General features: G+C 69.7%; 24 protein-coding genes and 3 pseudogenes. 17 read left to right on the forward strand and 10 right to left on the reverse strand.

The window, feature by feature from the left end:
• Window positions 1-4 precede the first annotated feature (4 nt).
• From AQJ27_RS00235 to AQJ27_RS58315, 3 genes and pseudogenes are all read left to right on the forward strand, one after another.
• Complete coding sequence (locus AQJ27_RS00235; protein WP_067359950.1) at window positions 5-1,603, forward strand: PucR family transcriptional regulator; 1,599 nt, start codon at window positions 5-7, stop codon at window positions 1,601-1,603.
• Between the two features lie 166 nt (window positions 1,604-1,769).
• Window positions 1,770-2,159, forward strand: a complete 390-nt coding sequence (locus AQJ27_RS00240) for a luciferase domain-containing protein (protein WP_067359952.1) — start codon at window positions 1,770-1,772, stop codon at window positions 2,157-2,159.
• 102 nt (window positions 2,160-2,261) lie between these two features.
• Window positions 2,262-2,351, forward strand: a pseudogene (locus AQJ27_RS58315) (phosphotransferase); the annotation flags it as partial.
• A gap of 68 nt (window positions 2,352-2,419) precedes the next feature.
• Here AQJ27_RS58315 and glpK read toward each other — a convergent pair.
• The gene (gene glpK, locus AQJ27_RS00245) at window positions 2,420-3,943 is read right to left on the reverse strand and encodes a glycerol kinase GlpK (RefSeq protein WP_067359954.1); all 1,524 of its coding nucleotides are present in this window, start codon (window positions 3,941-3,943) and stop codon (window positions 2,420-2,422) included.
• Between the two features lie 22 nt (window positions 3,944-3,965).
• Window positions 3,966-4,811, reverse strand: a complete 846-nt coding sequence (locus tag AQJ27_RS00250) for an MIP/aquaporin family protein (RefSeq protein ID WP_067359956.1) — start codon at window positions 4,809-4,811, stop codon at window positions 3,966-3,968.
• A 335-nt stretch (window positions 4,812-5,146) separates the two neighbouring features.
• On the opposite strand from AQJ27_RS00250, the pseudogene AQJ27_RS00255 reads away from it, so the two are divergent.
• A pseudogene (locus AQJ27_RS00255) lies at window positions 5,147-6,064 on the forward strand (AAA family ATPase); the annotation flags it as partial.
• Between the two features lie 159 nt (window positions 6,065-6,223).
• Complete coding sequence (locus AQJ27_RS00260) at window positions 6,224-6,562, forward strand: RICIN domain-containing protein (protein WP_067359961.1); 339 nt, start codon at window positions 6,224-6,226, stop codon at window positions 6,560-6,562.
• Window positions 6,563-6,606: 44 nt separating this feature from the next.
• Here the strand turns inward: AQJ27_RS00260 and AQJ27_RS00265 are convergent, their stop codons facing one another.
• Window positions 6,607-7,113, reverse strand: coding sequence for a VIT1/CCC1 transporter family protein (locus tag AQJ27_RS00265; protein WP_067359963.1), 507 nt, complete (start codon window positions 7,111-7,113; stop codon window positions 6,607-6,609).
• 248 nt (window positions 7,114-7,361) lie between these two features.
• Between AQJ27_RS00265 and AQJ27_RS00270 the strand changes: the two genes are divergently transcribed.
• The 5 genes from AQJ27_RS00270 to AQJ27_RS60685 all read left to right on the forward strand — a co-directional run bounded on the left by AQJ27_RS00270 (window position 7,362) and on the right by AQJ27_RS60685 (window position 12,599).
• Window positions 7,362-8,336, forward strand: coding sequence for a LysR family transcriptional regulator (locus tag AQJ27_RS00270; protein WP_067359965.1), 975 nt, complete (start codon window positions 7,362-7,364; stop codon window positions 8,334-8,336).
• 233 nt (window positions 8,337-8,569) lie between these two features.
• Window positions 8,570-9,559, forward strand: a complete 990-nt coding sequence (locus tag AQJ27_RS00275; RefSeq protein ID WP_235613430.1) for an aldo/keto reductase — start codon at window positions 8,570-8,572, stop codon at window positions 9,557-9,559.
• Complete coding sequence (locus AQJ27_RS00280) at window positions 9,556-10,476, forward strand: NAD(P)-dependent oxidoreductase (RefSeq protein WP_079064703.1); 921 nt, start codon at window positions 9,556-9,558, stop codon at window positions 10,474-10,476. The genes AQJ27_RS00275 and AQJ27_RS00280 overlap by 4 nt, the downstream gene beginning before the upstream one ends.
• A 109-nt stretch (window positions 10,477-10,585) precedes the next feature.
• A complete protein-coding gene (locus tag AQJ27_RS58320) occupies window positions 10,586-12,022 on the forward strand; it encodes an MFS transporter (RefSeq protein ID WP_067359967.1) in 1,437 nt (478 codons plus the stop codon).
• Between the two features lie 94 nt (window positions 12,023-12,116).
• The gene (locus AQJ27_RS60685; protein ID WP_425275172.1) at window positions 12,117-12,599 is read left to right on the forward strand and encodes a hypothetical protein; all 483 of its coding nucleotides are present in this window, start codon (window positions 12,117-12,119) and stop codon (window positions 12,597-12,599) included.
• 110 nt (window positions 12,600-12,709) lie between these two features.
• Here AQJ27_RS60685 and AQJ27_RS60690 read toward each other — a convergent pair whose 3' ends face one another.
• On the reverse strand, window positions 12,710-13,222 hold the full coding sequence (locus AQJ27_RS60690; RefSeq protein WP_425275173.1) for a protein kinase domain-containing protein: 513 nt from the start codon (window positions 13,220-13,222) through the stop codon (window positions 12,710-12,712).
• A gap of 6 nt (window positions 13,223-13,228) precedes the next feature.
• Between AQJ27_RS60690 and AQJ27_RS60695 the strand changes: the two genes are divergently transcribed.
• From AQJ27_RS60695 to AQJ27_RS00305, 3 genes are all read left to right on the forward strand, one after another.
• Entirely contained in the window at window positions 13,229-13,438 is a 210-nt protein-coding gene (locus AQJ27_RS60695; protein ID WP_425275174.1) for a hypothetical protein, read from the forward strand.
• Window positions 13,439-13,945: 507 nt separating this feature from the next.
• Window positions 13,946-14,938, forward strand: coding sequence for a phospholipase D-like domain-containing protein (locus tag AQJ27_RS00300; protein ID WP_067359973.1), 993 nt, complete (start codon window positions 13,946-13,948; stop codon window positions 14,936-14,938).
• A gap of 180 nt (window positions 14,939-15,118) precedes the next feature.
• A complete protein-coding gene (locus tag AQJ27_RS00305) occupies window positions 15,119-15,688 on the forward strand; it encodes a GNAT family N-acetyltransferase (RefSeq protein ID WP_067359975.1) in 570 nt (189 codons plus the stop codon).
• 62 nt (window positions 15,689-15,750) lie between these two features.
• Here AQJ27_RS00305 and AQJ27_RS00310 read toward each other — a convergent pair whose 3' ends face one another.
• Window positions 15,751-16,590: a LysR family transcriptional regulator gene (locus AQJ27_RS00310; RefSeq protein WP_067359977.1), complete on the reverse strand. Its 840-nt coding sequence runs from the start codon at window positions 16,588-16,590 to the stop codon at window positions 15,751-15,753.
• A 93-nt stretch (window positions 16,591-16,683) separates the two neighbouring features.
• Between AQJ27_RS00310 and AQJ27_RS00315 the strand changes: the two genes are divergently transcribed.
• Window positions 16,684-17,421, forward strand: a complete 738-nt coding sequence (locus tag AQJ27_RS00315; protein ID WP_067359979.1) for an SDR family oxidoreductase — start codon at window positions 16,684-16,686, stop codon at window positions 17,419-17,421.
• A gap of 70 nt (window positions 17,422-17,491) precedes the next feature.
• On the opposite strand, the pseudogene AQJ27_RS58330 reads toward AQJ27_RS00315, so the two are convergent.
• Together AQJ27_RS58330 and AQJ27_RS00320 are read right to left on the reverse strand one after the other, a co-directional pair.
• Window positions 17,492-17,692, reverse strand: a pseudogene (locus AQJ27_RS58330) (glucarate dehydratase); the annotation flags it as partial.
• A gap of 175 nt (window positions 17,693-17,867) precedes the next feature.
• Window positions 17,868-18,809, reverse strand: coding sequence for an LAETG motif-containing sortase-dependent surface protein (locus AQJ27_RS00320; RefSeq protein WP_067359982.1), 942 nt, complete (start codon window positions 18,807-18,809; stop codon window positions 17,868-17,870).
• Between the two features lie 220 nt (window positions 18,810-19,029).
• Here AQJ27_RS00320 and AQJ27_RS56225 point away from each other — a divergent pair, with 220 nt between their 5' ends.
• The 3 genes from AQJ27_RS56225 (at window position 19,030) to AQJ27_RS00335 (ending at window position 20,615) form a co-directional block, all read left to right on the forward strand.
• Entirely contained in the window at window positions 19,030-19,287 is a 258-nt protein-coding gene (locus tag AQJ27_RS56225) for a hypothetical protein (protein ID WP_067359985.1), read from the forward strand.
• A 92-nt stretch (window positions 19,288-19,379) separates the two neighbouring features.
• The gene (locus tag AQJ27_RS00330; RefSeq protein ID WP_079064797.1) at window positions 19,380-20,054 is read left to right on the forward strand and encodes a TetR family transcriptional regulator; all 675 of its coding nucleotides are present in this window, start codon (window positions 19,380-19,382) and stop codon (window positions 20,052-20,054) included.
• 186 nt (window positions 20,055-20,240) lie between these two features.
• The gene (locus AQJ27_RS00335; protein ID WP_067362528.1) at window positions 20,241-20,615 is read left to right on the forward strand and encodes a Zn-ribbon domain-containing OB-fold protein; all 375 of its coding nucleotides are present in this window, start codon (window positions 20,241-20,243) and stop codon (window positions 20,613-20,615) included.
• A 62-nt stretch (window positions 20,616-20,677) separates the two neighbouring features.
• Here the strand turns inward: AQJ27_RS00335 and AQJ27_RS00340 are convergent, their stop codons facing one another.
• The 3 genes from AQJ27_RS00340 to AQJ27_RS00350 form a co-directional block, all read right to left on the reverse strand.
• On the reverse strand, window positions 20,678-21,484 hold the full coding sequence (locus AQJ27_RS00340) for a pectate lyase (protein WP_067359991.1): 807 nt from the start codon (window positions 21,482-21,484) through the stop codon (window positions 20,678-20,680).
• 35 nt (window positions 21,485-21,519) lie between these two features.
• A complete protein-coding gene (locus tag AQJ27_RS00345; protein WP_067359994.1) occupies window positions 21,520-22,500 on the reverse strand; it encodes a pectate lyase family protein in 981 nt (326 codons plus the stop codon).
• 356 nt (window positions 22,501-22,856) lie between these two features.
• Complete coding sequence (locus AQJ27_RS00350; RefSeq protein ID WP_067359997.1) at window positions 22,857-23,381, reverse strand: hypothetical protein; 525 nt, start codon at window positions 23,379-23,381, stop codon at window positions 22,857-22,859.
• Between the last annotated feature and the right edge of the window lie 205 nt (window positions 23,382-23,586).

Genomic DNA, 23,586 nt, shown 5'->3' on the forward strand with positions numbered 1-23,586 from the left:
CGAGATGACCACCCACACGGCCGGCGGCGCGAGCGGCACGCTGGAGACACTGACCGCCGCACTCGGCAACGACGTGCTGCGCGCGGTACTGCTGCCCGAACCGTCCCTGCCCGTGGGCGGCGTACGGGTGCACGAGCCGGGCACGGCGCAGAGTCCCGGGCGCGGTGACATCGTCCTCGCCATCGGCATGGACGACGTGACGGCGGTGACCGCGCTGCTGCGCCGGCTCGGCGGAGTGGCCGCGGCGGTGGCCACGAAGTGCCGTGTCCAGGACGACGCGGACGTCCTGCGGGCCGCCGCGGACTCCGGGTGCGGCGTGCTCGTACTGGACGAGGGCATCGACTGGCTGCAGGCGGTGGCCCTGCTGCAGGGCGAGATCGCCCGGCACGCCGCCGACTCCGGTCCGGAGCCGTCCGCGGGCGTCGACCTGTTCGAACTCGCCGACATGGCGGCCGACGCGGTCGGCGGCCCCGTGACGATCGAGGACCCGCGGGGCTGGCTGCTCGCCTACTCCAGTGACCAGACCGGAGGTGATCCGGTGCGGGCGCAGACGCTGCTGGGCCGCCGTGCGCCGGCCGGGTTCTCGCAGGCGCTCGCGGCGCGCGGGGTTCCGCAGGAGATCGCTCGCAGCGAGGGCCCGGTCGTGGTGCGCGGGGTGGCGGAGGGCGCCGCCGACCGGCTCGCCGTGGGGCTGCGCGCCGGGAGCTTCGGCCTCGGGTCGATGTGGGCGGTGGTGTCCGGGGCCGAGCGGCGGCAGGTGACGGCGTTCGCGCGGATCGCCCACCGGGTCGCGGTGCATCTGATGCGGCGCAGGACCGAGGACTACCGCACCCACCGGGTCGAGATGGAACAGCTGGCCGTCCTGCTGCACGGCGGTCCCGCCGTCACCGGCTCCGGCGACTCCATCGAACTCCCGCGCGGCGCCCACTGGGTCGCCGCGCTGGCCGTCGCCCCCAACGACCCCTCCGAACGCGCCATCACCCGCTCCCGGCTGGAACACGGGCTCGCGCTGATGCAGCGGTCCCGGGATCTGACCGTGCACGCCGGGCAGTTGTCCAACCTCTGGTACCTCGTCCTGACGGTCGGCCGTCCGCAGGAGAACTCCGCGGCGACGGTACAGGACTGGCTGCGGGACCTGCTCGACGACGGGACCGGGGACCGTATGCCCATCTACGCGGGCGTCGGTTCGGCGGCCGACGACCGCGGCGGACTGCCCAGGTCACGCAAGGAGGCCGAGCGGGCGCTGGCCGTGGCCCGCCTCGGGCCGGCGCCCGGCGCCCCGCTCGCCTTCGAGGACTGCTGGGCGCGCGCCGCCCTCATCCGGGTGCTCGACCCGACCGTGGTCGCCGACCTGGAGACCGTGACGCCCCTGTGGCGTCTGCGCGAGCAGGACACGGCCCACGGCACGGACTACCTCCCCACGCTGCACGCCTGGCTGGAGCACCAGGGCAACATCCGCACCGCCGCGCAGCGGTTGCACATCCATGCCAACACCCTGCGCTACCGACTGACGAAGATCGAACAGACCGTGGGTATCAATCTCGCCGATCCCGACACCAGGCTCGTCCTCGCCCTCCAGCTCAAGGCACTCGACCCCGCCTGACCCACCCGTCCCGTACGACCTCGCCCTCGACCTCGGAGAACGCGGCCCGCTCGGGGAGGAACACCCCTGACGTCCACCCGCTATTTCCGGACATGCGTGGGCTACGGCTCAGTTACGGCTTGCTCAAGTCCTGGTGGCCGGACGGTGAGCTCGTCATGATGGGCGCATGACGTTGGCCTCGCGTGCCATGACGCAACTGGCGGGCTGGCCGGACCTCTCGGAGGCCCGGCCGAGCTGCGGCACAGGGCGGGCGCTGAGTTCGGTGCAGGGCGAGATCGTGCACTTCCATTCGGATCACGATGTCGACCTGCACCTCACAGCGCGTGCCATTCACCGTTTCCAGGATCACCTCAGGGGCGCCACCGCGGTCCGGATGGTGCCCGAGTCGCGGTGGGTGACGATACGCCTCGAAGTGGACGCCGACATCGGCCTGCTCCTCACCCTGGTGAGCCTCGCTCTTCAGTCCCACCAGACATGGCCGGTTCCGGGCGACTCTCCATCGGCGGGCTGCAACGACGTCCGCAGCCTGGTGCTTCCGCGCGACAGCGTCGGCTGAGACGTCACCGACGCAGGGCGGAGGCGGGCGGCGGGGCTGACCGGTTGATCACCATCACGCCGGCACCGGCAACGCCGGCCAGGCCGAACAGTGTCCGAACCGGGGGAGAAAGGCCTCCACGGCCGCCCCGGCGGCAAGCCCACCTGGGGCCCACCCGCACACGCCGCACTACAACGCCTCACCGCACAGGCCGGCCGAACGACCGTGCCGAGCAGGACGGTGTCATGGCTGCGGGGTTCGGGGCGACTTCCAAGGGACTCCTATGGGACTTCTACCTTGACCCAGTTGAGCGTGCGCTCCACCGCCTGCTTCCAGCCCGCGTAGCCGTCCGCTCGTTGGTCCTCGGACCACTGGGGCTCCCAGCGTTTCGACTCCTGCCAGTGGGTGCGCAGTTCGTCGGTGTCCTGCCAGAAGCCGGTGGCCAGCCCTGCCGCGCAGGCGGCGCCGAGCGCGGTGGTCTCGGCGACGACCGGGCGGCTGACCGGTACGCCGAGGACGTCGGCCTGGATCTGCATGCACAGGTCGTTGGCGGTGACACCGCCGTCGACCTTGAGTACGTCGAGGTGGACTCCGGAGTCCTGCTCCATGGCCTCGACGACGTCGCGGCTCTGGTAGCAGATGGCTTCCAGGGTCGCCCGGGCCAGGTGGCCGTTGTCGTTGTACCGGGCGAGGCCGACGATCGCGCCCCGGGCGTCGGAGCGCCAGTACGGGGCGAACAGGCCCGAGAACGCCGGGACGAAGTACATGCCGCCGTTGTCCTTGACGGTGCGGGCCAGGGTCTCGCTCTCGGCCGCGCTACTGATGATCTTCATCTGGTCGCGCAACCATTGCACCGCGGACCCGGTGACCGCGATGGAGCCCTCCAGGGCGTAGACCGCCGGGCTGTCGCCGAACTGGTACGCCACCGTGGTGAGAAGGCCGTGCTGTGAGCGGACCGGTTCCGTGCCGGTGTTGAGCACCAGGAAGTTGCCGGTGCCATAGGTGTTCTTGGCCTCGCCGGGCGCGTAGCAGACCTGTCCGACGGTGGCCGCCTGTTGGTCGCCGAGCACCCCGCCGATCGGAACGGCGGCGCCCAGTGGCCCTGATGCGCGCGTCGTGCCGAACGCCTCCCTATGGGACGAGGGGTTGATGGTGGGCAGCATCTCCCGGGGGATGTGGAAGAAGCCCAGCAGTTCGTCGTCCCAGTCGAGGGTTTCCAGGTCCATCAGCATGGTGCGGCTGGCGTTGGTCACGTCGGTCGCGTGGATGCCGCCGTCGGGGCCGCCGGTCAGGTTCCACAGGACCCAGCAGTCCGTGTTGCCGAAGACAGCGTGTCCCCGCTCGGCTGCCTCGCGGACGCCGTCGACGTTCTCCAGGATCCACTGGATCTTGCCTCCGGAGAAGTAGGTCGCCGGCGGCAGGCCCGCCTTGTGGCGGATGACGTCTCCCTGGCCCGAGCGTTCCAGGGCCGCGGCGATGGAGTCGGTGCGGGTGTCCTGCCAGACGATGGCGTTGTAGTAGGGGCGGCCGTTGCGCGGGTCCCAGACGACCGTGGTCTCCCGCTGGTTGGTGATGCCGATCGCGGCCAGGTCGGTCGGGGACAGGTTCCCGTGCCGCAGGGCGTTGCGCATCACGGAGTCGGTGCGCTCCCAGATCTCCACCGGGTCGTGCTCGACCCACCCGGAGCGAGGAAGGATCTGGGCGTGCTCCAGCTGGTGCTTCGCCACCTCGTTGCCCGCATGATCGAAGATCATGAACCGGGTACTGGTGGTCCCCTGGTCCACCGCGCCGACGAAATCCGCCATGGGTGCCACCTTTTCGTAGGTGTCAGTCCTCGGGGGCGGGGATGCGGCCCGGGGGCTCGGGCTCCCCTGTCGGCAGGAACCGGCCGACGAAGAACTTGTACAGGGCCCCGCCGACCAGACCGCCGACCAGGGGACCGAGGATCGGCACCCAGAAGTAGAAGTTCCCGTACTGATCTCGCCATGCGTCGCCGTACCCCGTGAGGAAACTGGCCAGACGGGGACCGAAGTCACGTGCCGGATTGATCGCGTAGCCCGCGTTGGTGCCCCAGGCCATGCCGATGCCCACGACGACCAGGCCGATGATGAAGGGGCCCAGGTTGGCGCCGGGGGGTGTGTTGAGCAGGTCCGTGATGGCCAGGATCAGCAGCAGCAGGATGGCGGTACCCATGACCTGGTCGCGAAACGCGCCCCACTCGTAGACCGGCAGGTTCGTGTTGCCGTTGGCGGGGAGCGTGGAGAACACGATCTGCGTCTTGAAGGTGTGACCGGGGTCGGCCTTCGCCAGCGCCTCGGTGTAGTTCCACCGTACGAGGAGGGCCGCCACGAAGGCGCCCGCCGTCTGCGCCAGTGCGTAGGGCGCTACCTTGCTCCACGGGAATCCCTTGAACGTGGCCAGGGCGACGGTCACCGCGGGGTTGAGATGGGCGCCGCTCAGCCGTGCCGCGACGTAGACACCCAAGGTGACGCCGAGGCCCCACGCCCAGGAGATGCTGTCGTGGTTTCCGAGGCCACCTGGTGGAGTCGTGAGCGCTCCGCCGGCGACCACCTGGGCCACCACGCCACAACCGAAGAGGATGAGAATCATGGTGCCCGCGAATTCGGCCGACAGCTCGCCTACCAACCCCGACCTGCTCAACCGCTCACTCATGGAAGCCCGCTTCCCGCCGGCTCAGGACCGGCCGTCGACTGCCCGAGTTCGCACGGCATCAGCATAGGGCGATCAAGAAATAACCGCACAAACAGTGACATGTCATGCCCTCAGACCTGGTTATACGCTGGGACACCCCTTCGGGGCCGGCCGTCCCGGCACACTCGCGTTCCCGAACATCACGCACGGGCTGTACGACTAGGACGCTCACAGCCACGCAATGATTCATCACTCTACGTAGTGATGATAACAGGACAAATCGATACCGCCAGCGGAATGCTTTCCCGCGGACATCGACACTCTGTGACTGCGCCGGATGGTCCGCCCTTCGGCGCAGGGACGCGTGGGGCATCGGCGACGTCGAGGGTACCGACCCGGCGGCCTGTGGCGAGCACGACGGCGGGGGGCTGACCCCCGAGGACGGACCGCCGGCCGTGCTCGACGGACTCATCGGCCTGGACAACGTCAAGCACCAGGTCCGTACGCTCGTCAACCTCACCCAGCTCGCACAGCGGAGCGCCCAACTCGGCATGTCCGCACCGCCGATGAGCCGCCACCTCGTCTTCGCCGGGCCGCCCGGCACCGGCAAGACCACTGTGGCCCGCTTGTACGGCACGATCCTCGCGGAGTTGGGCGCACTGCGCTCCGGGCATCTGGTCGAGGCCTCCCGGGCCGACCTGGTCGCACAGATCGTCGGCGGCACCGCCATCAAGACCACCGAGACGTTCACCAGGGGCGCTGGGCGGGGTGCTGTTCGTGGACGAGGCGTACACCCTGCTGTCCGACGGCCGCGGCTCCGGCGCGGACTTCCGGCGGGAGACCGTGGACACCCTGCTGAACTCATGGAGGACCACCGCGACGACATCACGGTGGTCGCCGCCGGGTACTCCGCCGAGATGGAGGCCCTCCTCTCCTCCAACCCCGGTCTGTCGTCACGCTTCTCCCGCATCGTCGAGTTCGAGGACTGCTCGGTTCCCGAACTGGTGGCGATCATGGAGAGCATGTGTGTCCAGCACCAGTACGAGCTGGACGACACCACCCGCAAGGCACTCGCCGTGCACTTCGAGCGGATACCGAAGGACACCGGCTTCGGCAACGGGCGTGCGGCGCGGCGGGTGTTCGAGGAGATGGTGGATCGTCAGATGTTCCGTCCGGCCACGCAACCCGACGTCACCGAGCGGGACCTGACCTTGCCGGTGCCGGAGGACCTCGGCGAGGAGGCCGCGCTGCCGGACGAGGCCGGGGCGGGCGGGAAGAGCCCTCCGGCGGCAAGAGGTCGACGACCGCGAACAAGCCGTCTTCGTCCGGCACCAAGACCTCCTCCAGGTCTTCGGGCTCGTCCGGTGCCTCCTCGACCACGGTCGTGGGTGTCTCGATCTGGAGCCACGCCACCGGCCGTTGCATCGACGTAAGTGTCCGGCGGCCAGGGCAAGGACGGCACACCGCTCGACATCTGGGACTGCGGCAGCGGCGCCCGGATGAAGTGGCAGTTCATGTCCGACGGAACGGTGCGCGCCATGGGCAAGTGCATGGATGTCGCCTGGGGATCCACCGCGGACGGCGCAACGATCCTGCTCGCCAACCGCAGCGGCAACCCCGCCCAGCAGTTCCGCCTGAACCCCGCCCACGACCTGGTGAACCCGCAGGCCGACAAGTGCGTGGACGTGCGGGACAAGGGCACCGCCAATGGCACTCGCCTGCAACTGTGGAGCTGCGACGGCAAGGACGACCCGAAGTGGAGCAGCCGCTGAACGCGTCGTCGGCATCGGTGTCTCCCACGTAATGGGGCTCCCCGTCAGGTGACCGCACCGAGCATCGCGCTGACACCGGCGATGATCGCTCCGCCGATCGCGATGGAGACGAACGAGCGGAGGAAGCCGGTGCCGAAGAAGCGCCACCGGGCCCAGGCCAGGCTCACCAGTTCGAGAGTGATCGTGGCCAGTGCCACGACGAGGGCAGCGTGGTACTGCGGTATCAGGAAGGGCAGGGTGTGCAGCACTCCGCCGAGAAAGGTGCCTGCCCCGGTGATGGCTCCGCGCAGATAGGGGTTGCCGCGACCGGTCAGGTCTCCGGTGTCGGACAGGCCTTCGGAGAAGGCCATGCTGACACCGGCGCCGATGGCGGTGGCCAGCCCGGCGAAGAACGCGTAGCGCGGCTGGTGCGTGGCGAACGCGACGGCGAAGATCGGTGCCAGCGTCGACAGCGAGCCGTCGATCAGTCCGGTCATGGCGGGTTGCGCACGCTGCAGGAGAAACGAACGCCTGTCCTGGTGCTCGGTCGGCCGCAGTAGCGTCGTGGTCATGGGATGTGCCTCCTTGCCGATCACGGCTGTTGAGGGCGCCGGAGCAGGGGGCGTCAGCGCGGCGCCGCCGATGGGCGAACCGAGAAACCTGCCGGACCTGGCGGACAGGGCCCGCCCCTGGCGTCCCGCCGAATCGCTCCCCGCCGTGGCACGGTCGTGTTTCGACGGTGGCAGACGCTGAGGGCCTCTGGTAGCGGCCGTAAACTTGAGGGGATACAACCCCGGCTTGCAGCTGGGAGGACGGTGTCATGGCGCTCAGCACACATGTCCCCGACCTGGCCGCGCTGGAGTTGCTGCTCGGCGTCGCCCAGGAGGGCAGCCTCAACAGCGCCGCCAGGGCGGCGGGGGTGAGCCAGCAGGCGGTTTCGGCGCGGATCAGGGCAATGGAGGCCCAGACCGGCGTCACGCTGGTGCACCGCAGCCCGCGCGGGTCCAGGCTGACCACGGAAGGCGTCATGATCGCCGAGTGGGCCGCCCGGCTGCTGGAGGCCGCGGCTGAGGTGGACGCCGGGATCGCTGCCCTGCGGGCGGACCGGCGCGCCCGGCTGCGGGTCAGTGCCAGCCTGACCATCGCCGAGCAGCTCCTGCCGGGCTGGCTGGCCTCCTTCCGCGCGGCAGGACGAGTGGGCGATGCCGACCCCGAGATCGTCCTGACAGCGATCAATACGGCCACGGTCATCACGCACGTCACCGAGGGCACGGCCGACATCGGATTCACCGAGGGCCCACAGCGGCCGGCCGGGCTCCACGGCAGGGTCGTAGGCCACGACCGGCTCGCGGTGGTCGTCGCTCCGGACCACCCCTGGGCGGGCCGGCGCCGACCGGTCGGCGCCGCCGAGCTGGCCGCCACTCCGTTGGTGAGCCGCGAGGCCGGTTCCGGTACCTGGGAGACCTTGGCGGCCGCGCTGGCCGCCGTGCTCGGCCCCGGCTCCTCCCGAGCCGGCCCGGCGCAGTGGCTGCCCACCACCGCGGCGGTCCGCGCGGCCGCGCTGGTCGGCTCGGCACCGGCGGTCATCAGCGAACTGGCCGTCGAGGACGACCTGAGCACAGGCCGGCTCATCAGGGTTCAGACGCCTGAACTCGACCTGCGCAGGACCTTGCGCGTCATCTGGGACGGTGCCACCAGCCCGCCCAGCGGTGTGGCACGGGATCTGATCACCCACATCCTCACCCACCGCGATCAACGACGCGGCAGCAGGCAGAAGCGCCGTCCCGCCAAGTGACCGCGCCATCCCGCCCAGTGACCGCGCGGGCCCACCCGGTGACCGCGTCGGCCCGGCGCATGTGACGGAGTACGGGTACGGGGCCCCACTGCGCCCCGCACTGCCCTCCACCAGCCACAACGCCAGGTTGTATCCCGGCAGGCAAAGGACCCCTACCGGCCGGTTCCCGCGGATGTGAGTGTCGACAAGGAAGGCCCCAGCCATCAAGGGCTCGGCCATCCAAGGAGGACGACATGCAGGACGACATGCAGACGGTGACACTGGGAGCGACCGACCTGAAGGTGACCCCTCTGGCCTACGGCACCTGGCAGTTCGGCGGGGACTGGGGGCCCGTGGACGAGGGCGCGGCCCGCGAGGCGATCGGCTGCGCCAGGTCGATGGGCATCAACTTCTTCGACACCGCGCAGGCCTACGGGTTCGGCCGGTCCGAGCGGCTGCTCGGGGCGGCTCTGGCCCACGACCTGCGCTCGGCCCGCGATTCGGTGGTGATCGCCACCAAGGGCGGACTGCGCATGGACGGCGACCGGCTGGTCCGGGATGCCGGCCCCGCTTGGCTGCGCAAGGGCGTGGAGGCCAGCCTGGAAGCACTGGGCACCGACCACATCGACCTGTATCAGGTGCACTGGCCCGACCCGGGCACCCCCATCCCGGACACGGCCGCCGCCCTCGCCGAACTGGTGCGGGAAGGCATGATCCGCCACGTGGGTGTCTCCAACTACAGCCCAGCGCAGATCACCGAGTTCGCCTCGGTGCTGCCGGTGGCGACCGTCCAGCCGCCCTACCACCTCTTCCGCCGCGACATCGAAGCCGACCTGCTGCCGTATGCCGTCGCGCACCGCATCGGGGTGCTGGCCTACGGGCCGCTGGCCCACGGGCTGCTCGGTGGAGCCCTCACCGAGGGCACCAGGTTCGATTCCGGTGACTGGCGCGCCGACCATCCGGCCTTCACCGGTCCCGGCTTCGCCCGCAATCTCGACGTCGTCGCGGCCCTTCGCGCCTTCGCCGCCAATCGCGGCGTATCGGTCGCCACGCTGGCGGTGGCCTGGGTGCTGGCCCACCCTGCCGTCCAGGTCGCCATCGTCGGCGCCCGCACCCCGGCCCATCTGACGCAGAACCTCGGCGCCTTGGACCTGACCCTCACCCGGTGCGACCTGGCCGAGATCGACCGCATCATGACCGCCGCCGTACCGGTCGGCGGTCCCACCCCGGAAGGCATGGCATGACCACCCCTCAGACCCCCGCACAGCACAGCGTCGCGGTCCGCCCGAGCGAGGGCCACCACACGAAGACACCAGTGATCGCGTTCCTGGGCACCGGGCGGATGGGCGGCCCGATGGCCGCCAACCTGGCCCGCGGCGGCTTCGAGCTCCGAGTGTGGAACCGGACCACCAGCCGCACCGCAGACCTCGCTCAGCACGGAGCGTTCATCGCGCGAAGCCCTGCCGAAGCCGTCGAGGGCGCCGGAATCGTCATCAGCATGATGGCCGACGGGCCCGCCACCGAGCGGGCCGCGACCGGCCCGGACGGGTTCCTGGCCCGGTTCCCCGGGCTGATCTGGGTACAGATGGCCACCGTGGGAGCCAGCTGGTCGGCGAGACTCGCGGTCATGGCCGCCCGGCAGGGAGTGACGTTCGTGGACGCTCCGGTTTCCGGCAGTCAAGGGCCGGCCCAGGAGGGACAGTTGGTCATCCTGGCCAGCGGGCCCGATCGGGTACAGGGCGTTCTTGCGCCCGTGTTCGGCGCGCTGGGCCGGGCCACGCTCTGGCTGGGCCCGGCCGGCGACGGCACCAAGGCGAAACTGGTGTTGAACAGCTGGCTCGTCAACCTCGTGGAAGCGACCGCGGAAACCCTGTCCTTCGCCGGCCACCTCGGCTTGGACCCCTCCTCGATCGTGGAACTCCTGCGGTCGACCCCGCTCGGAAGCCCGTACGCGGTGCAAAAGGCCACCACCATGCTGGCCGGCAACTTCACCCCCGCGTTCGCGCTCAAACACGCCCTCAAGGACGCCGAACTCGCGGTGCAGGCCGCGCACTCCAGTGGCACTCGACTCGCGCTGACCGAAGCGCTGCTGCCCCGCTGGCGGCAGACCGCCCTCCTGCACGCCGACAACGACCTGTCCGCGGTCTACATCACGGCCTGATCGGGGCGGCGCAGCGAAAGGACGCACGGCGATGAAGACGAACGCCTGCCCCCTGAACCCAATCCCACAGTGCGCGGCAGGGAGGCAACCCCCTGACACCGTCGCAGCAGTGGCGGACCAGGAGCACCCCGGCACCGCCGCTGCCCCGACGGCCGAGCACGGACGGCTGGGGCTGGCGCTCATCCTGGTCGCCGCCTTCATGGTGGTGCTGGACTTCAGCATCGTGAACGTCGCGCTGTCGTCGATCCAGCGTGAGCTCGGCGTTTCGGCCGCCACGGTGCAGTGGGTGGTCACGGGCTACGCCATCGCCTTCGGCGGCCTGCTGATCCTCGGCGGCCGGGCGGGTGATCTCTACGGGCGCCGACGCCTGTTCCTCGCCGGGATCGCCGTGTTCACCGCCGCATCACTGGCCGGCGGACTCGCCCGCGACCCGGTACTGCTGATCGCCTCCCGCGTGGTGCAGGGGGGCGGGGCCGCGATGGTCGCGCCCGCCGCACTGTCACTCATCACCACGGGCTTTCCCGAAGGCCCGCGCCGAACCAGGGCACTGGGCCTGTACGGCGCCACGGCGTCGGTCGGCTTCGTCGCCGGCCAAGTGCTCGGCGGCGTACTGGTGGAGTTTCTCAGCTGGCGCTCGGTGTTCCTGGTGAACGTTCCTGTGGGGCTTGCCGCCCTGCTGCTCGCTCCCCGTACCCTGCGGGAGTCGAGATCGCCGCGTACGGGGCGGCATCTGGACACTTCGGGTGCGCTGCTCATCACCCTGGCGGTGGGCGCCCTGGTCTTCGCCGTCTCCCGCGGCGGCAGCACCGGCATCGGCTCGGCCGGCGTGCTGGTCCCGCTCGCACTGTCCGCCCTGGCCGCGGCAGCCTTCGCAGCGAACGAACACCACCATGCCGACCCGCTCATGCGGCCGGCGCTGCTGCGTCTTCACGGGCTGCGCAACGCCGGCGCCCTCATGCTGCTGCTCGGCCTGTGGAACGGCGGCGAGATGCTCGTGCTGTCCGTGTACCTCCAGCAAGTCCTGCACATGTCCCCGCTCGCGGCCGGGCTGACCATCGCCCCACAGGGAATCGTCGGGCTCGCGACCGGCCTGTTCGGCGCCCGGTTGGCACGGCGCCTCGGCATACAACGAGTGCTGGTGGTGACCGGAGTCGCCGCGACCATCGGATTCGCGGCCCTGACCCGACTCCCGGGGAGCGGTGGATCCCACCTGCCGCTCGCGGCGGTGACGTTGGTCGGCTGCGGCACGGCCGGCATGGCGTTCGGCAGCATGGTCACCGCCAGTGCCGGTGTCGCCGACCACGACCAGGGCCTGGTCGGCGGAGTGATCAACACGAGCCGGCAGCTGGGCGCCGCGATCGGAGCGGCGCTGCTTCCCGCGGTCGCCGACGCGGTCGACCGCACACCGCACGCCTCCACGGCGGTCGGTGACCGAGCGGCCATGCTCGCCGGGCTGGCGGCGGCCGGCCTTGCCACGCTGGTGGCGACAAACGCCTGGCGCCAATCGCGCCACGACGGCGTCGCGCGATGCGCACCACCAGCTTGATCCGCTCCCGGCCAGGACGGGACCGAGCGTGGGCAACAGGCCCCCGGATCAGGTCTTCTGCCCCTTGTAGGTGGACGCCAGGAGCCTGCGCACCATGGCACCCCGCTCGCCCCTCGACGTTGCCCAGCTCGCGCAGCCCCTGGGCGACGAAGAGCAGCGCGCCGTCCGCCTCCACCGCGAAACGCTCGACGGCGCGTACCCCGAAGCCCTTCTTGTACGCCGCCGCACAGCGCGCCGCAGTGGGCAGCGCGGCCGGGTCGACGTGGCTCGCGCTGATCACCCGCCCTCGGCCACCGGTCCCGCCTCCGTGAGGAACGCGGTCTCCAGGACCGGTTCCGGAGCCATGCGCGTGCCCTTGAAGCGGGCCTGTTCCAACGCGCGGGCCAATCGGGCGGCCCGGTGCGGTGAGACCCCGCCGTACACCACGGCCTCTGCCGTCCGCTCCCGACAGATCCCCGTGCAGCCCGATGACGTACCGGGACAGTGGTCCCCGGCCCGCCGCGCCGTCGCCCGCCGCGGACCTGGACGCGGCCCAGGCCGCCAATCCCCCACCGGCCACGGCCACTCCGGCCGCTGAACCCAGCGCCAGCACGCGGCGCCGTGAGAGGGCGGGCCGCTGCGGCGGGTGGATGAGTGTGTTCGGCCCGGGGTCGGGCAGTGCCGGGGCGGCGGCCGAGCGTTCCGCGATCAGCCGGGGCAGCGCGGACGGCAGCCAGCCGCCCTCCCGTTCGTCCTCACCGGCCAGGGCGTCCCCCACCTCCCGCGCGATGGGCCTGGCCCGCGGGTCCTTGGCGAGGCAGCCGGTGTGAGCAGCGGGACCAGCGCCCACGGTACGGCGTCCAGGTCCGGTTCCTCGTGAACCGTACGGAAGATGACGGCGGCCGCGGTGCCGGTACCGAACGGGCGGCGGCCGGTCGCGACGTGGGCGAGGACGCAACCGAGCGAGAAGATGTCGCTCGGCGGGCCGATGTCACCGGCTCGCGCCTGCGCCTGTTCGGGCGAGAGGTAGCCGGGCGAGTCGCTCACCACATCGCTCGCGGTGAGCGCGGTGGCGCCGGTGGAGCGCGCGATGCCGAAGTCGATCAGCCGGGGCCCGTCCAGGGCGAGCGGGACGTTGCCCGGTTCGACATCCCGGTGCACCAGGCCCGCGGCATGCACCTCGGTGAGCGCTTCGGCCAGCCGAGCGCCCAGGGCGCGCACCGTCGTATGGTCGGGCAGCGGCCCGTGCAGCGCGACGGGCCCGGTACGAAGGCGGTCGCCGGCCAGGGCTCGCGGGCCTCCGGTTCCGCCGTGGTGACCGGTACCGCCGCCTCGGCCTCGCGGCGGAACCGGGTGCGGAAGTCGTGGTCGGCCGCGTACTCGGCGCGGATGACCTTCGGCGCGACCAGTGCGCCGCCCGTCGAGCGGGCCAGGTAGACCACACCCATGCCGCCCGCGCCGAGGCGGGCCGGTGGTCGCCGATCGTGGCGGGGTCGGTGGGGAGCAGACGCCCGCTCCCGAACAGCCCACCAATAACAGCCCGGTCAACAGCCCGGCGGTCAAGGTGCCGCAGCGCAGCCGCACCCGTCTCCGAGACAGCCGCACCCGTCCCCCATCCGCACACCCGTTCCCCGCGGGGGGCGTAGCGACGATGCCGCGACGGGACTACGACTACGTTCGTCCGCTTGAAATTCGCAGTCCTTTTCGGTCAGTCGGCGGCGCCGGCCGGTTCGGGCCCCGAGTACTCCGAGTACGAAGATTTTGCGATCGCGCGAGGATCGCATGAACCGCTTCCCACCTGCACGAAGTCTCCTTTGTCCGTATACGCGGACGGTCGGTAACTCCGCGTTCACCGAGCTTCCCTTCCTCACCGTTCTACGCGCGTGCTGTCATGCACGTGCCCACCAACCCCCGGGTGGGCATCAACACGACTAGGAGCCACGCATGTTGTGGAAGGTCCTCGGCCGCGCGGGTGTCACGCTGGCCGCCGGTGCCGCCGTGCTCGCCACCGCCGTCCCCGCGAACGCCGCAAGCTACTCCGCGTTCGCCTTCTCGCAGAGCAGCAGCCAGCCGACCATCTACGACTTCATCAACTCGGCCACCGCCTCCCTCGACATGACCATGTACGAGCTGGAGGACACCACCGCCGTCAACGACCTCATAGCCCTGGAGAACAAGGGCGTCACGGTACGGGTGGTCCTGGACGGCGCGCACAAGTCCGCCAACCAGTCGGCGTACAACGCCCTGACGAGCGCGGGCGCGGGAGTGGTCTGGTCGTCGTCCACCTTCGTCTACACCCACCAGAAGACCGTCACGGTGGACGGCGCCAAGTCACTGATCCTCACCGGGAACCTCACCTCCCAGTACTACCCGACCGGCCGTGACTACGGCGTGTTCGACGACGACAGCCGCGACGTCGCCTCGATCGAGAAGGTCTTCAACGCGGACTACGCGGGCAGCGCGATCACCCCGACCGACGGCGACCATCTGCTCTGGTCCCCCACCGACTCCCGCAGCCGCCTGCTGTCCCTGATCAACGGCGCCACCACGAAGCTCGACGTCGAGGAACTGGAACTCAGCGACAGCACGGTGGTCAACGCCCTCGTGGCCAGGGCGCAGGCGGGCGTCGCCGTACGGCTGGTCCTGGAGAGCCCCTCCAGCTACTCCAGCGAGGTGTCCGCGATCAAGGCGGCCGGTGGCACCGTCGTCGGATACTCCGACCCCAACGGCTTCTACATCCACGCCAAGGCGATGGTCGCCGACTACGGCCTGTCCACCCAGAAGGTGGAAGCCGGTTCCATGAACATCAGCAGCAACTCGCTCAGCAACAACCGGGAACTGGGCATCATCCTCACGGGCACCGGCGTGGCCCAAGCCGTTGCCACCACCATCGAGACCACCTTCAACAGCGACTACTCGGGCGGCACCAGCGCCTAGAGCCCGCCGGGAGAGCGCTGGTCACAGGACACGTCGCGTACTGCGACCAGCAGGGCCGCAACTCGCCGCCGTCTGGGGCGGAGACGCCCACGGCCGCCCCGATGACGCCGAGCCGCACCGGTGGCCGCTGTACAGCCAGACGTAGTGCCGAAGGCCACCGCGGCCACGTACTCTCGACCGATGGACAAGATCACTACACGGCTGGAGGCAGACGCCACGCCGTCAGCCCCCGCTCTCATACTGCGTCCCTGGAGCCCGACAGACGCTGCCGACCTGGTTGAGCTGTATCAGGATGACACCCTGCGCCGATGGACGAGCTCAGCTGTGCACGACGAGGCGAGCGCGGCACGGTGGATTCAGGGCCAGCAACGGGGATGGGAGACGGGAGACCGCTTCGGATTTGCCGTTGTGGAATCCCAAGCCGCGGGCGTGGAGGGGCAGTTGGTGGGTCACGTGGTCCTCAAGAACGTCACCCCGGGCGCTTCGTCCGCCGAGGTCGGCTACTGGACCGCGGCGCATGCGCGCGGCCGGGGAGTGGCACCCCGAGCACTGCGGGCGCTGACGCACTGGGCCTTCACCGCCTTCCCCGATGACGGACCGAAGCGCCTTGAGCTCTTGCATCAAGTGGACAACACAGCGTCGTGCCGCGTCGCGCACAAGAGCGGGTACGAACCGATCACGACCCTGCCCGCGGCACCGCCCGCCTACCCCCTCGCCGGTCACCTGCACGTACGGGAGCGCGACCGCTGACTCAGCCGGGCAGCCGTCCTTGCACCTGCTGCTGACGGCTCCCCCCTGAGGAGAAGGGCCGGTCAAAGACGTGTCGCTACCCGGATCAGATCGGCGACCGCGCGAAGTCGGCTGTGCGGGGGCCAGGCGATCACCGTTGTCACGGGCGGAGCATCCAGGACCGGCACGGCGGCGAGATCCCGGCGCAGGTCGGTGCCGGCGGACTCGGGCATGATCACGGTGGTACGACCGAGCGCGATCAGCTGGAAGAGCTGTGTCAGGTTCCGTACCTCTGCCCCTGGTCCCTCCGGATAGCTGCCACCAGGACCGGGCCAGCGTGCCATCGGGAGTTCCGGAATTGCGGTGACCTCAGCCACCCGGATCTGAGAGCGGCCGGCCAGTGGGTGCGAGCTGGGCAGGATCGCCACCTGTCCCTCGGTGTACAGGGTTTCGGTGTCGAGTCCGAGCGTCGAATCGAACGGCAAGTGCAGCAGAGCCACGTCGGCCTGCCCGTCCTGCAGCAGTTTCTGATGCTGATGCGCCTCACAGAGCAGTAGATCGACGGTGGCCGCACCGGGCTCCGTGCGGTAGGCGTCGAGCAGTTTGGCCAACAACTCCCCGGCGGTGCCGGACTTGACGGCGAGGACGAGGCGGGGACGCCGTTGCGCAGCCTGCTGGGTACGCCGCTCGGCTGCGGCCACCGCGCTGAGGATCGCACGCCCCTCGGACAGCAGCACGGCCCCGGCCTCGGTGAGCGTGACCTTGCGGCTGGTGCGCTCCAGCAGCGTGACCCCGAGCTGTCGTTCGAGCCGGGCGATCGTGCGGGACAGGGGCGGTTGGGCTATCTCCAGACGCCGGGCGGCCTTCCCGAAGTGCAGTTCCTCGGCGATGGCGACGAAGTACCGCAACTCGCGTATCTCCATGCGTTCACAGTAACTCCGGCGCACGGTCGATCGATGTCGCTCAGGTATCGCTGCATGACCTGGATGGTGTTGGTGCCAGGTCGAAGCGCGGCCATGCTCGCTGTCATGAGTGAGAAGACAATCGCGCTGGTCACCGGCGCGAACAAGGGAATCGGGTACGAGATCGCGGCCGGGCTGGGCGCATTGGGCTGGAGCGTCGGTGTCGGCGCTCGGGACGAGCGGCGCAGGAAGGACGCCGTGGCGAAACTGCGCGCGGCGGGCGCCGACGCGTTCGGCGTCCCCCTGGACGTGACCGACGACGAGAGCGTGACCGCGGCGGCACAGCTGATCGAGGAGCGCGCGGGACGCCTTGACGTGCTGGTCAACAACGCAGGCGTTGCGGGCAGTTGGCCGGAGGAGCCCACGACCATCGACCTCGAGACCGTGCGGCGGCTGGTGGAGACCAACGTCATCGGCGTCATCCGGGTCACCAACGCGATGCTGCCGTTGCTGCGCCGCTCGGCGCACCCGCGGATCGTCAACCAGTCCAGCCATGTCGGCTCACTGGCCCTGCAGACCACGCCCGGTGTCGACCTCGGAGGCATCAGCGGGGCGTACGCGCCGTCGAAGACCTACCTCAACGCCGTCACCATCCAGTACGCCAAGGAGTTGAGCGACACCAACATCTTGATCAACAACGCCTGCCCCGGCTACGTGGCCACCGACCTCAATGGGTTCAGCGGTACTCAGACCCCTGAGCAGGGCGCGGTGATCGCCATCCGGTTGGCGGCTCTGCCCGACGACGGCCCCACCGGCCGGCTGTTCGATGACAAGGGGGTCGTACCGTGGTGATCTTCTGATCTGTTTCTGCTCGAACAGGTGTCCTCCAGGGCGTCGTGGTCGAGTTCGACGCCGAGGCCGGGAGGGCCTCGCCCCAGCCGTCGCCGATCGCCGGGCGGCCGTCGAGCGCCGGGTGTTCGGCCCATGTGTAGAAGAGGTACGCGGCGAAGGGCACGGAGTCGCGGACCCGGCCGCCCAGCAGATCGCTGACGGGGCGTCCGGTGAGCCTGCCCTGCGCGTCGAGGCAGGCCACCTCCACGGCGGAAGTGATCCCATGTTCATGTCCGTGAGCCCGCTTCATCAATCCGAGTCACACAACGGGCCCCGGCGCTCACGTACTCGGTGAGTGCCGGGGCCCGTCGAAGAGTCGTCGCGATCCGATGACGACGTCAGATGTCAGACGACAGATAACAGATGACAGATTTCAGATTTCAAAAACACCTGTCAGACGACAGACGTCACGAGCTGGTGCGCGCCGACCGTCGACGCCGAGTGACGACGGTGATCGCTCCACCGGCCACGAGCAGGGCCGCGGCACCGGCGGCGATCGGCAGGGTGTTGCCACCGCCCGTCTCCGCGAGGTCGCCGGGCGGCGTCGACTGACCGCCGTTCGGCGAGGGAGCCGGCGGCGTGGTCGAGTCGGAGGCCGACGGGGTGGCCGGCGTCGTCTCCGGGGTCGACGGCTCGTCGGGCGTCGTCGGGGTCGGGCTGCCGGGGGTCTCCGCGGGCGGCGTGGAGGCCGGCGGAGTCGAGGCCGGAGGCGTGGTCTCGGGCGTGCTCGGCGGCTGCGCCGTGCAGTCCTTCTTGCCGCCGTTCCACGCCATGATCAGCTTGTCCTTGATGACCGCGCGGTCCGGCCCCTTGGGCAGGTCGCCGTGCTCGAAGCCGTCGTTGGCGTCGAACTTGCCGTCGAACTTCACGGCACCGCTGTAGAGGTCGATCTGCGCGAAGCAGCCGGCGTCGGGCACCGCGATGTCGAGGGAGTCGGTCTGGCCCGGCTTGACCTTGACGCTGTCGAAGTCGTGGAAGACCTGCTCACCGGAGGTCTTGAAGGTGGCCCCGTGGGTGCGGTACGCCGCGAGGGAAGCGGTGCAGGACCCGGCGTCGCCCGCCGCGCGCACCTTGATGTGCACCTTGCCGTCTTCGGTGGGCTTCAGGTTCTGGTCGTCGACGCGGACCCAGTCGTAGAAGTTCGTCCCGTCCAGGGAGAACTCGCAGCGATCCGCCGCGGTCACCGTACCGGCGCCCTGGCCGGGCTTGTAGGCACTGTTGCCGCTGTCCCAGCCGTCTCCGCCAGGGGTACCCGTGGCCCAGGCGCTGGTGGTGGCCGCGGAGAGGGCGAGGGCCGCCGCGCCCGTCCCCAGCAGGCAGCGAAGGGTGACACGTCTCGCTATGGACATGCAGATCCCATCTTGATGATCCAAGACCCGGTCGTCGGCGGCGGGGTAGCGCAAAGCAGCCGGGGGCCGCACCGGGGATGAGTGGTCGAAGAAACACTGGGCCCACTGGTCACATGGGCCACAGCTCGACCACATAGTCGATCACTGTGCAGGGACTGTCAACCACCGTGAAAACACAACGAGTTCACGTGCCACCACATTTCCGGCACATAGGGAATCAATGATTCCACGGCGGCTCGACGGCGGCCGGTCCGCGGCCGCCCGCGTCAGCCCAAGCGCCGAAACCGAAACCGAAGCCGACGGCGACGGCGACGGCGACGGCGACGGCGACGGCGACGGCGAAACCGAGAGCGACGCCAACGCCAACGCCAACGCCGACGCCGACGCCGACGCCAACGCCGACGCCGACGCCGACGGGGCACACGATCAACCAGCACCTTCACCGGGAGCACTCAGTTCCCTCGATCATGTGCACTGAGTGCCACACTTTCCGCGCGATGCTAGGTTCCGTCCATGAGCGAGGAACCCCGTGGCCGCGACACCGCCGACACGACGACGGCGAAGCCGCCCATGCGGGACGCGCTGGTCGCGGCGGCCTTCCAGCTGTTCCTGGAGCGCGGGTACGAGCAGACCACGGTCGACGACATCGTCACGCTCGCCGGTGTCGGCCGGCGGTCCTTCTTCCGCTACTTCCCCTCCAAGGAGGACGTGGTCTTCCCGGACCACGAGCGCTGCCTGACCGACATGAAGGCGTTCCTGGGCGCCGGCACCGGCGAGGAGGAGCCGGTGCGCAGGGTGTGCGACGCCGCCCGGCTGGTGCTGCGCATGTACGCCGAGAATCCGACCTTCTCCGTGCAGCGCTACCGCCTCACCAAGAAGGTCCCCGGCCTGCGCGCGTACGAGCTGTCGGTCGTCTGGCGTTACGAGCGCGCGCTCGCGGAGTATCTGCGCGACCGCTTCGCCGGCCGGCCCGACGGCACCCTGCAGGCCGACGTCGTCGCCGCGGCGGTGGTCGCCGCGCACAACAACGCCCTGCGCTCCTGGCTGCGTTCGGACGGACAGAGCGATCCCGACACCGCCGTGGACCACGCGCTGGGATACGTACAGACCTCGTTCGGCAGCTCCCCCGGAGCCGGTGACGCGCCGGCCGAGGAGCAGGAGGACGTGGTCGTCGTCATCTCCCGGCGCGGGGCACCGATGTGGCGCGTCGTACGGGAGATCGAGTCCACGCTCGGCCGGGAGTGAGACCCCGAATCGCACCCACTTCCTCATGTGAGGGTACCGAGTGCCTTTACGAGTGGCACTCAGTGCCATACCCTGTGGCTCGTGCGCGGCGTTCCGGGCACCTCAGACTCCGGCCCAGTGCAGGGAGATGACATCGTGTACCCCTCAGGAATCGCCCTTCATCCGGGCGTCGGACCCGCGACGGACATACTCGGCAGCGACTCCGCGCCGAATGGGACGTCGACCTCGGACGCCCTCCTCTTCCAGCGCTGCCGCTGGTGCGGGACGGCGATGTACCACCGCCTCCTCTGCCCGGTCTGCGCGGGCAGCGACCTGCGGACGGAGACGAGCGCGGGAGCCGGCGTCGTGCGCCACTCCACCATCGTCCACCGCAACACCCCGGCGGCTCGGAACGTCTCCCTCATCGAGATGGCGGAGGGGTTCACCGTGCGCGGCCGGGTGATGGGCGCGCCCGCCGACGTCCACAGCGGCGACCGGGTCCAGCTCTCCACCGCTCAGGACCCGGTGCGCAGCCAGCCGGTGTTCCAGCTCATCGACGGCCCCTATCGCGGCTGGAGTTGACATGGGGCGGCTGGACGAACCGGCGCGCGCTGCCGGTTCGTCCAGTCACCGGGAGAGAACCCTCAGCCGTACGTGATGTCGGACGTCGCGTACTTGCAGTACGTGCTGTCGGGGCCGGTCCCGTTCGTGGTCGGTTCGGCCCCCGTGTTGTTGCCGATGTACTTCTGGCACGGGATGATCTTCTTGCTGGAATCCCCGACGATCTTGATGGCCTTGAGGGTCGCGCTGTCGCCGTAGTTGGTGTTGATGCCGACGAGCCTGCTTCCCTTGTAGGTGGCCTCGATCCCGTTGAGGTTGATCGCCCGCTTGTACTGCGTCTTGCAGTTGCCGCACGAGCGGACGAACGTACCGAAGGTCTGCACCGCGAAGTTCGAGACGTTCAGCGTTCCGGCGCCGTTGAACTGGAACACCTTGTCGCTGGCTTCCTTGGCGCCGCCGCCCGAGACGGTGTAGACGTTGGAGGACGAGGAGCCCAGGAACGTCGCCGCGTCCTCGCCGACGTCCTCCCACCAGACGTTCTGCAGCGTGCAGCTGCCCAGGCAGTGGATGCCGTCCGCGGCGGGGGCGCCGATGATGACGTTCTTCAGAACGGCGCCGGCGGCCAGCTCCAGGATCGGTCCCTGGTCCTCGTCCTGGCTGCCGGAGCCCAGGTCACCGGTGCCGTAGAGCCGCTTCATCCCGTAGTCCTTGGTACCGGAGACCGAGATGGTGGCGGAGACGGCCTGACTGCCGTTCGCGGTGGGCCAGGTGGCGGCACTCGCCGGAGACAGGCCGCCGTCTGCCATGATCATGACAGCCGACAGGCCGACTGCGGCCAGGGAGCCGGTGAGGGCGCGCCGTCGGGTGCGCGGGCGTACTGATGAGGTCATGTCCCGATTCCTCCTTCTGAACGAACGTGGGGCGGTCAGAGCTGTCCGGCGCCCGCGCCGGACGTCACCGAGGCGATGACACTCGAGGCGGGCTCGGCGGTGTAGCTGTAGGGCGGGGTGGTGAAGGTGCCCACCTGCGAGATCTCGGTGGCGGCTCCCCCGAGGTCGTTGCCGCGCAGGTTGGCGTATCCGTCGACGTCGCTGTCACGGTTGGTCGTGACGGCGACCGTCGTGGTGCGGAAGACGTTGTTCTCGACGAGCATCTGGGCGCCCATGCGGGAGTGCACGGCGGTGTCGGCCCCGACGACGTAGTTGTCGTAGAAGTGACCGGTGCCGAAGCGCAGGCTGGGGATGCGGGAGTTGACGTTGTCGAACCAGTTGTGGTGGTACGTCACCCGCAGATGACCGGTGTCCTCGCTCGCGTTGTTGTCGCTGTGGCCGACGAGCGAGCCCTTGTAGTGGTCCTTGAAGGTGTTCCAGGACACGGTGACGTAGTCGGAGCCGTGATTGATGTCGAGCAGACCGTCGTAGTAGTCCTTTCCGTGGTCACGGTCGGACGAGAAGGCGTTGTGGTCGATCCACACCTTCGTCGACGCCTGCACGGTGATGCCGTCGGCCGGCTTGAGCGGCTTGCTGATGTTCAGATTGCGGACGACCACGTTGGTCACCTTCTTCAGCCGCAGTCCGCCGCCGGTGAAGCCGGACGCCGAACCCACGCCGAGAACGGTGGTGTTGGAGCCGAGGTCGACCTGGCCACTGAGCGTGATCAGACCGTTCACGCGCACCACCTTGGCGGTGTCGCCGGTGATGGCCGCCTTGAACGCGTCGAGGGTCGAGACGGTGACGGCGGCGGCTCCCCCGCCGCCGGTGGTCCCGGCGCCGAAGCCGACAGGTGAGGCGTCGGCGGCCGAGGCGGACGACGGGAGGACGAGAGCGGCGGCGACGACCAGTGCGGCGGCGGTGGCCGTGACCAGGGTCAGCCTGCGAGTGCGTGTCCGTGGGGGGCGAGTACGCATGCGGGTGCGTCCCTTCGGGAGTGCCGTAGGTCATGTACGCGAACGATGTACACCATGGCGAACAGCATGAGGCGCTCATGACACCTGCATCGAGAATCGTCGGCTCCAGGGAGTGCGCACATTCCCAGGTGGTGCGGCTCGGAGGTCTGATGTCTCGCGTATGAGATGTCAGGAGCGGGTCAGGCTGCTGAACGGGAAACGTAAGGGGCAAGCGCTTTCTAGTCAACGCTTCGCGCAGAACACATCCGGTCGACTCCCGCGCCCCGCCCGGTCGGTGGACACAAGGAAGCCGGGCCCGATCCGCGGAGGGATCGGGCCCGGCGAGGTTGTCCGGCCGCGTCGCGACGGGTGACGCGTCAGCTGAGGCCGAGGTCGGAGAGGGCGGTGGTCCAGTCGTTGATGATGGCGTCCTGGGCGTCGGAGAGCGGGACCGTACCCGCGCAGACGGCCTTCTTGAGCTTGTTCTCGACGGTGTCCTTGTTGGCCGCGGTCTTGGTGCCGTACTGCGGCTCGGGCCAGAGGTTGAGCTCGCTCTTCGGGGCACCGCCGAGTTCCAGGGGCACGAAGTGGTCTTCCTCGTAGTCCGAGGTGCTGGTGTCGGTGTAGCCGTACTCGACGATCTGCTTCTTCTTCAGGGCGGTGGTGTACGAGCTGGAGGGCCGTACGGTCGCGGTCCAGCCGGAGACACAGATCGTGGAGGCGATGGTGGACTGGGTGACGTCCGGGTTGAGGTCGCCGGGCTGGCAGCTGGGGTCCGGCAGGGGAAGGTACGCCTGGCTGCACGCCGCGGCGTGGGCGCTGCCGGTGGCGACGGTGAGGCCGGCGGCGGCGAGGGCGAGAGCGGACAGGGAGGTGATGAGGGGGCGGGATATGCGCGACATCGTGGGGGTCTCCCGATGTGGTGCCCGGCAGGAGTTCCGGGCGGTCGTGCGCATGACAGCACCAGGAGCGTCTATGCGGGTAGACCCTTTGACCGGACCGGGAGACGCTTGATTGAAGGTTTGTCCATGACCTGACAGCATCGGATGAAGTCATGGCCTCGGCTTGGTTGTTCAACGCGATACGGCCGAACGGCGGGCCCCGTCA

The sequence above is a fragment of the Streptomyces olivochromogenes genome (assembly GCF_001514115.1).
GTDB lineage: Bacteria > Actinomycetota > Actinomycetes > Streptomycetales > Streptomycetaceae > Streptomyces > Streptomyces olivochromogenes.

Excerpts from the sequence above, each read along its gene's own strand:
- AQJ27_RS00235 (WP_067359950.1), top strand. The coding sequence starts at position 5 with ATGACCACCCACACGGCCGGCGGCGCGAGCGGCACGCTGGAGACACTG.
- AQJ27_RS00240 (WP_067359952.1), top strand. The coding sequence starts at position 1,770 with ATGACGTTGGCCTCGCGTGCCATGACGCAACTGGCGGGCTGGCCGGAC.
- glpK (WP_067359954.1), bottom strand. The coding sequence starts at position 3,943 with ATGGCGGATTTCGTCGGCGCGGTGGACCAGGGGACCACCAGTACCCGG.
- AQJ27_RS00250 (WP_067359956.1), bottom strand. The coding sequence starts at position 4,811 with ATGAGTGAGCGGTTGAGCAGGTCGGGGTTGGTAGGCGAGCTGTCGGCC.
- AQJ27_RS00265 (WP_067359963.1), bottom strand. The coding sequence starts at position 7,113 with ATGACCACGACGCTACTGCGGCCGACCGAGCACCAGGACAGGCGTTCG.
- AQJ27_RS00270 (WP_067359965.1), top strand. The coding sequence starts at position 7,362 with ATGGCGCTCAGCACACATGTCCCCGACCTGGCCGCGCTGGAGTTGCTG.
- AQJ27_RS00275 (WP_235613430.1), top strand. The coding sequence starts at position 8,570 with ATGCAGGACGACATGCAGACGGTGACACTGGGAGCGACCGACCTGAAG.
- AQJ27_RS00280 (WP_079064703.1), top strand. The coding sequence starts at position 9,556 with ATGACCACCCCTCAGACCCCCGCACAGCACAGCGTCGCGGTCCGCCCG.
- AQJ27_RS60685 (WP_425275172.1), top strand. The coding sequence starts at position 12,117 with ATGGCACCCCGCTCGCCCCTCGACGTTGCCCAGCTCGCGCAGCCCCTG.
- AQJ27_RS60695 (WP_425275174.1), top strand. The coding sequence starts at position 13,229 with ATGGTCGGGCAGCGGCCCGTGCAGCGCGACGGGCCCGGTACGAAGGCG.
- AQJ27_RS00300 (WP_067359973.1), top strand. The coding sequence starts at position 13,946 with ATGTTGTGGAAGGTCCTCGGCCGCGCGGGTGTCACGCTGGCCGCCGGT.
- AQJ27_RS00305 (WP_067359975.1), top strand. The coding sequence starts at position 15,119 with ATGGACAAGATCACTACACGGCTGGAGGCAGACGCCACGCCGTCAGCC.
- AQJ27_RS00310 (WP_067359977.1), bottom strand. The coding sequence starts at position 16,590 with ATGGAGATACGCGAGTTGCGGTACTTCGTCGCCATCGCCGAGGAACTG.
- AQJ27_RS00315 (WP_067359979.1), top strand. The coding sequence starts at position 16,684 with ATGCTCGCTGTCATGAGTGAGAAGACAATCGCGCTGGTCACCGGCGCG.
- AQJ27_RS00320 (WP_067359982.1), bottom strand. The coding sequence starts at position 18,809 with ATGTCCATAGCGAGACGTGTCACCCTTCGCTGCCTGCTGGGGACGGGC.
- AQJ27_RS56225 (WP_067359985.1), top strand. The coding sequence starts at position 19,030 with ATGATTCCACGGCGGCTCGACGGCGGCCGGTCCGCGGCCGCCCGCGTC.
- AQJ27_RS00330 (WP_079064797.1), top strand. The coding sequence starts at position 19,380 with ATGCGGGACGCGCTGGTCGCGGCGGCCTTCCAGCTGTTCCTGGAGCGC.
- AQJ27_RS00340 (WP_067359991.1), bottom strand. The coding sequence starts at position 21,484 with ATGACCTCATCAGTACGCCCGCGCACCCGACGGCGCGCCCTCACCGGC.
- AQJ27_RS00345 (WP_067359994.1), bottom strand. The coding sequence starts at position 22,500 with ATGCGTACTCGCCCCCCACGGACACGCACTCGCAGGCTGACCCTGGTC.
- AQJ27_RS00350 (WP_067359997.1), bottom strand. The coding sequence starts at position 23,381 with ATGTCGCGCATATCCCGCCCCCTCATCACCTCCCTGTCCGCTCTCGCC.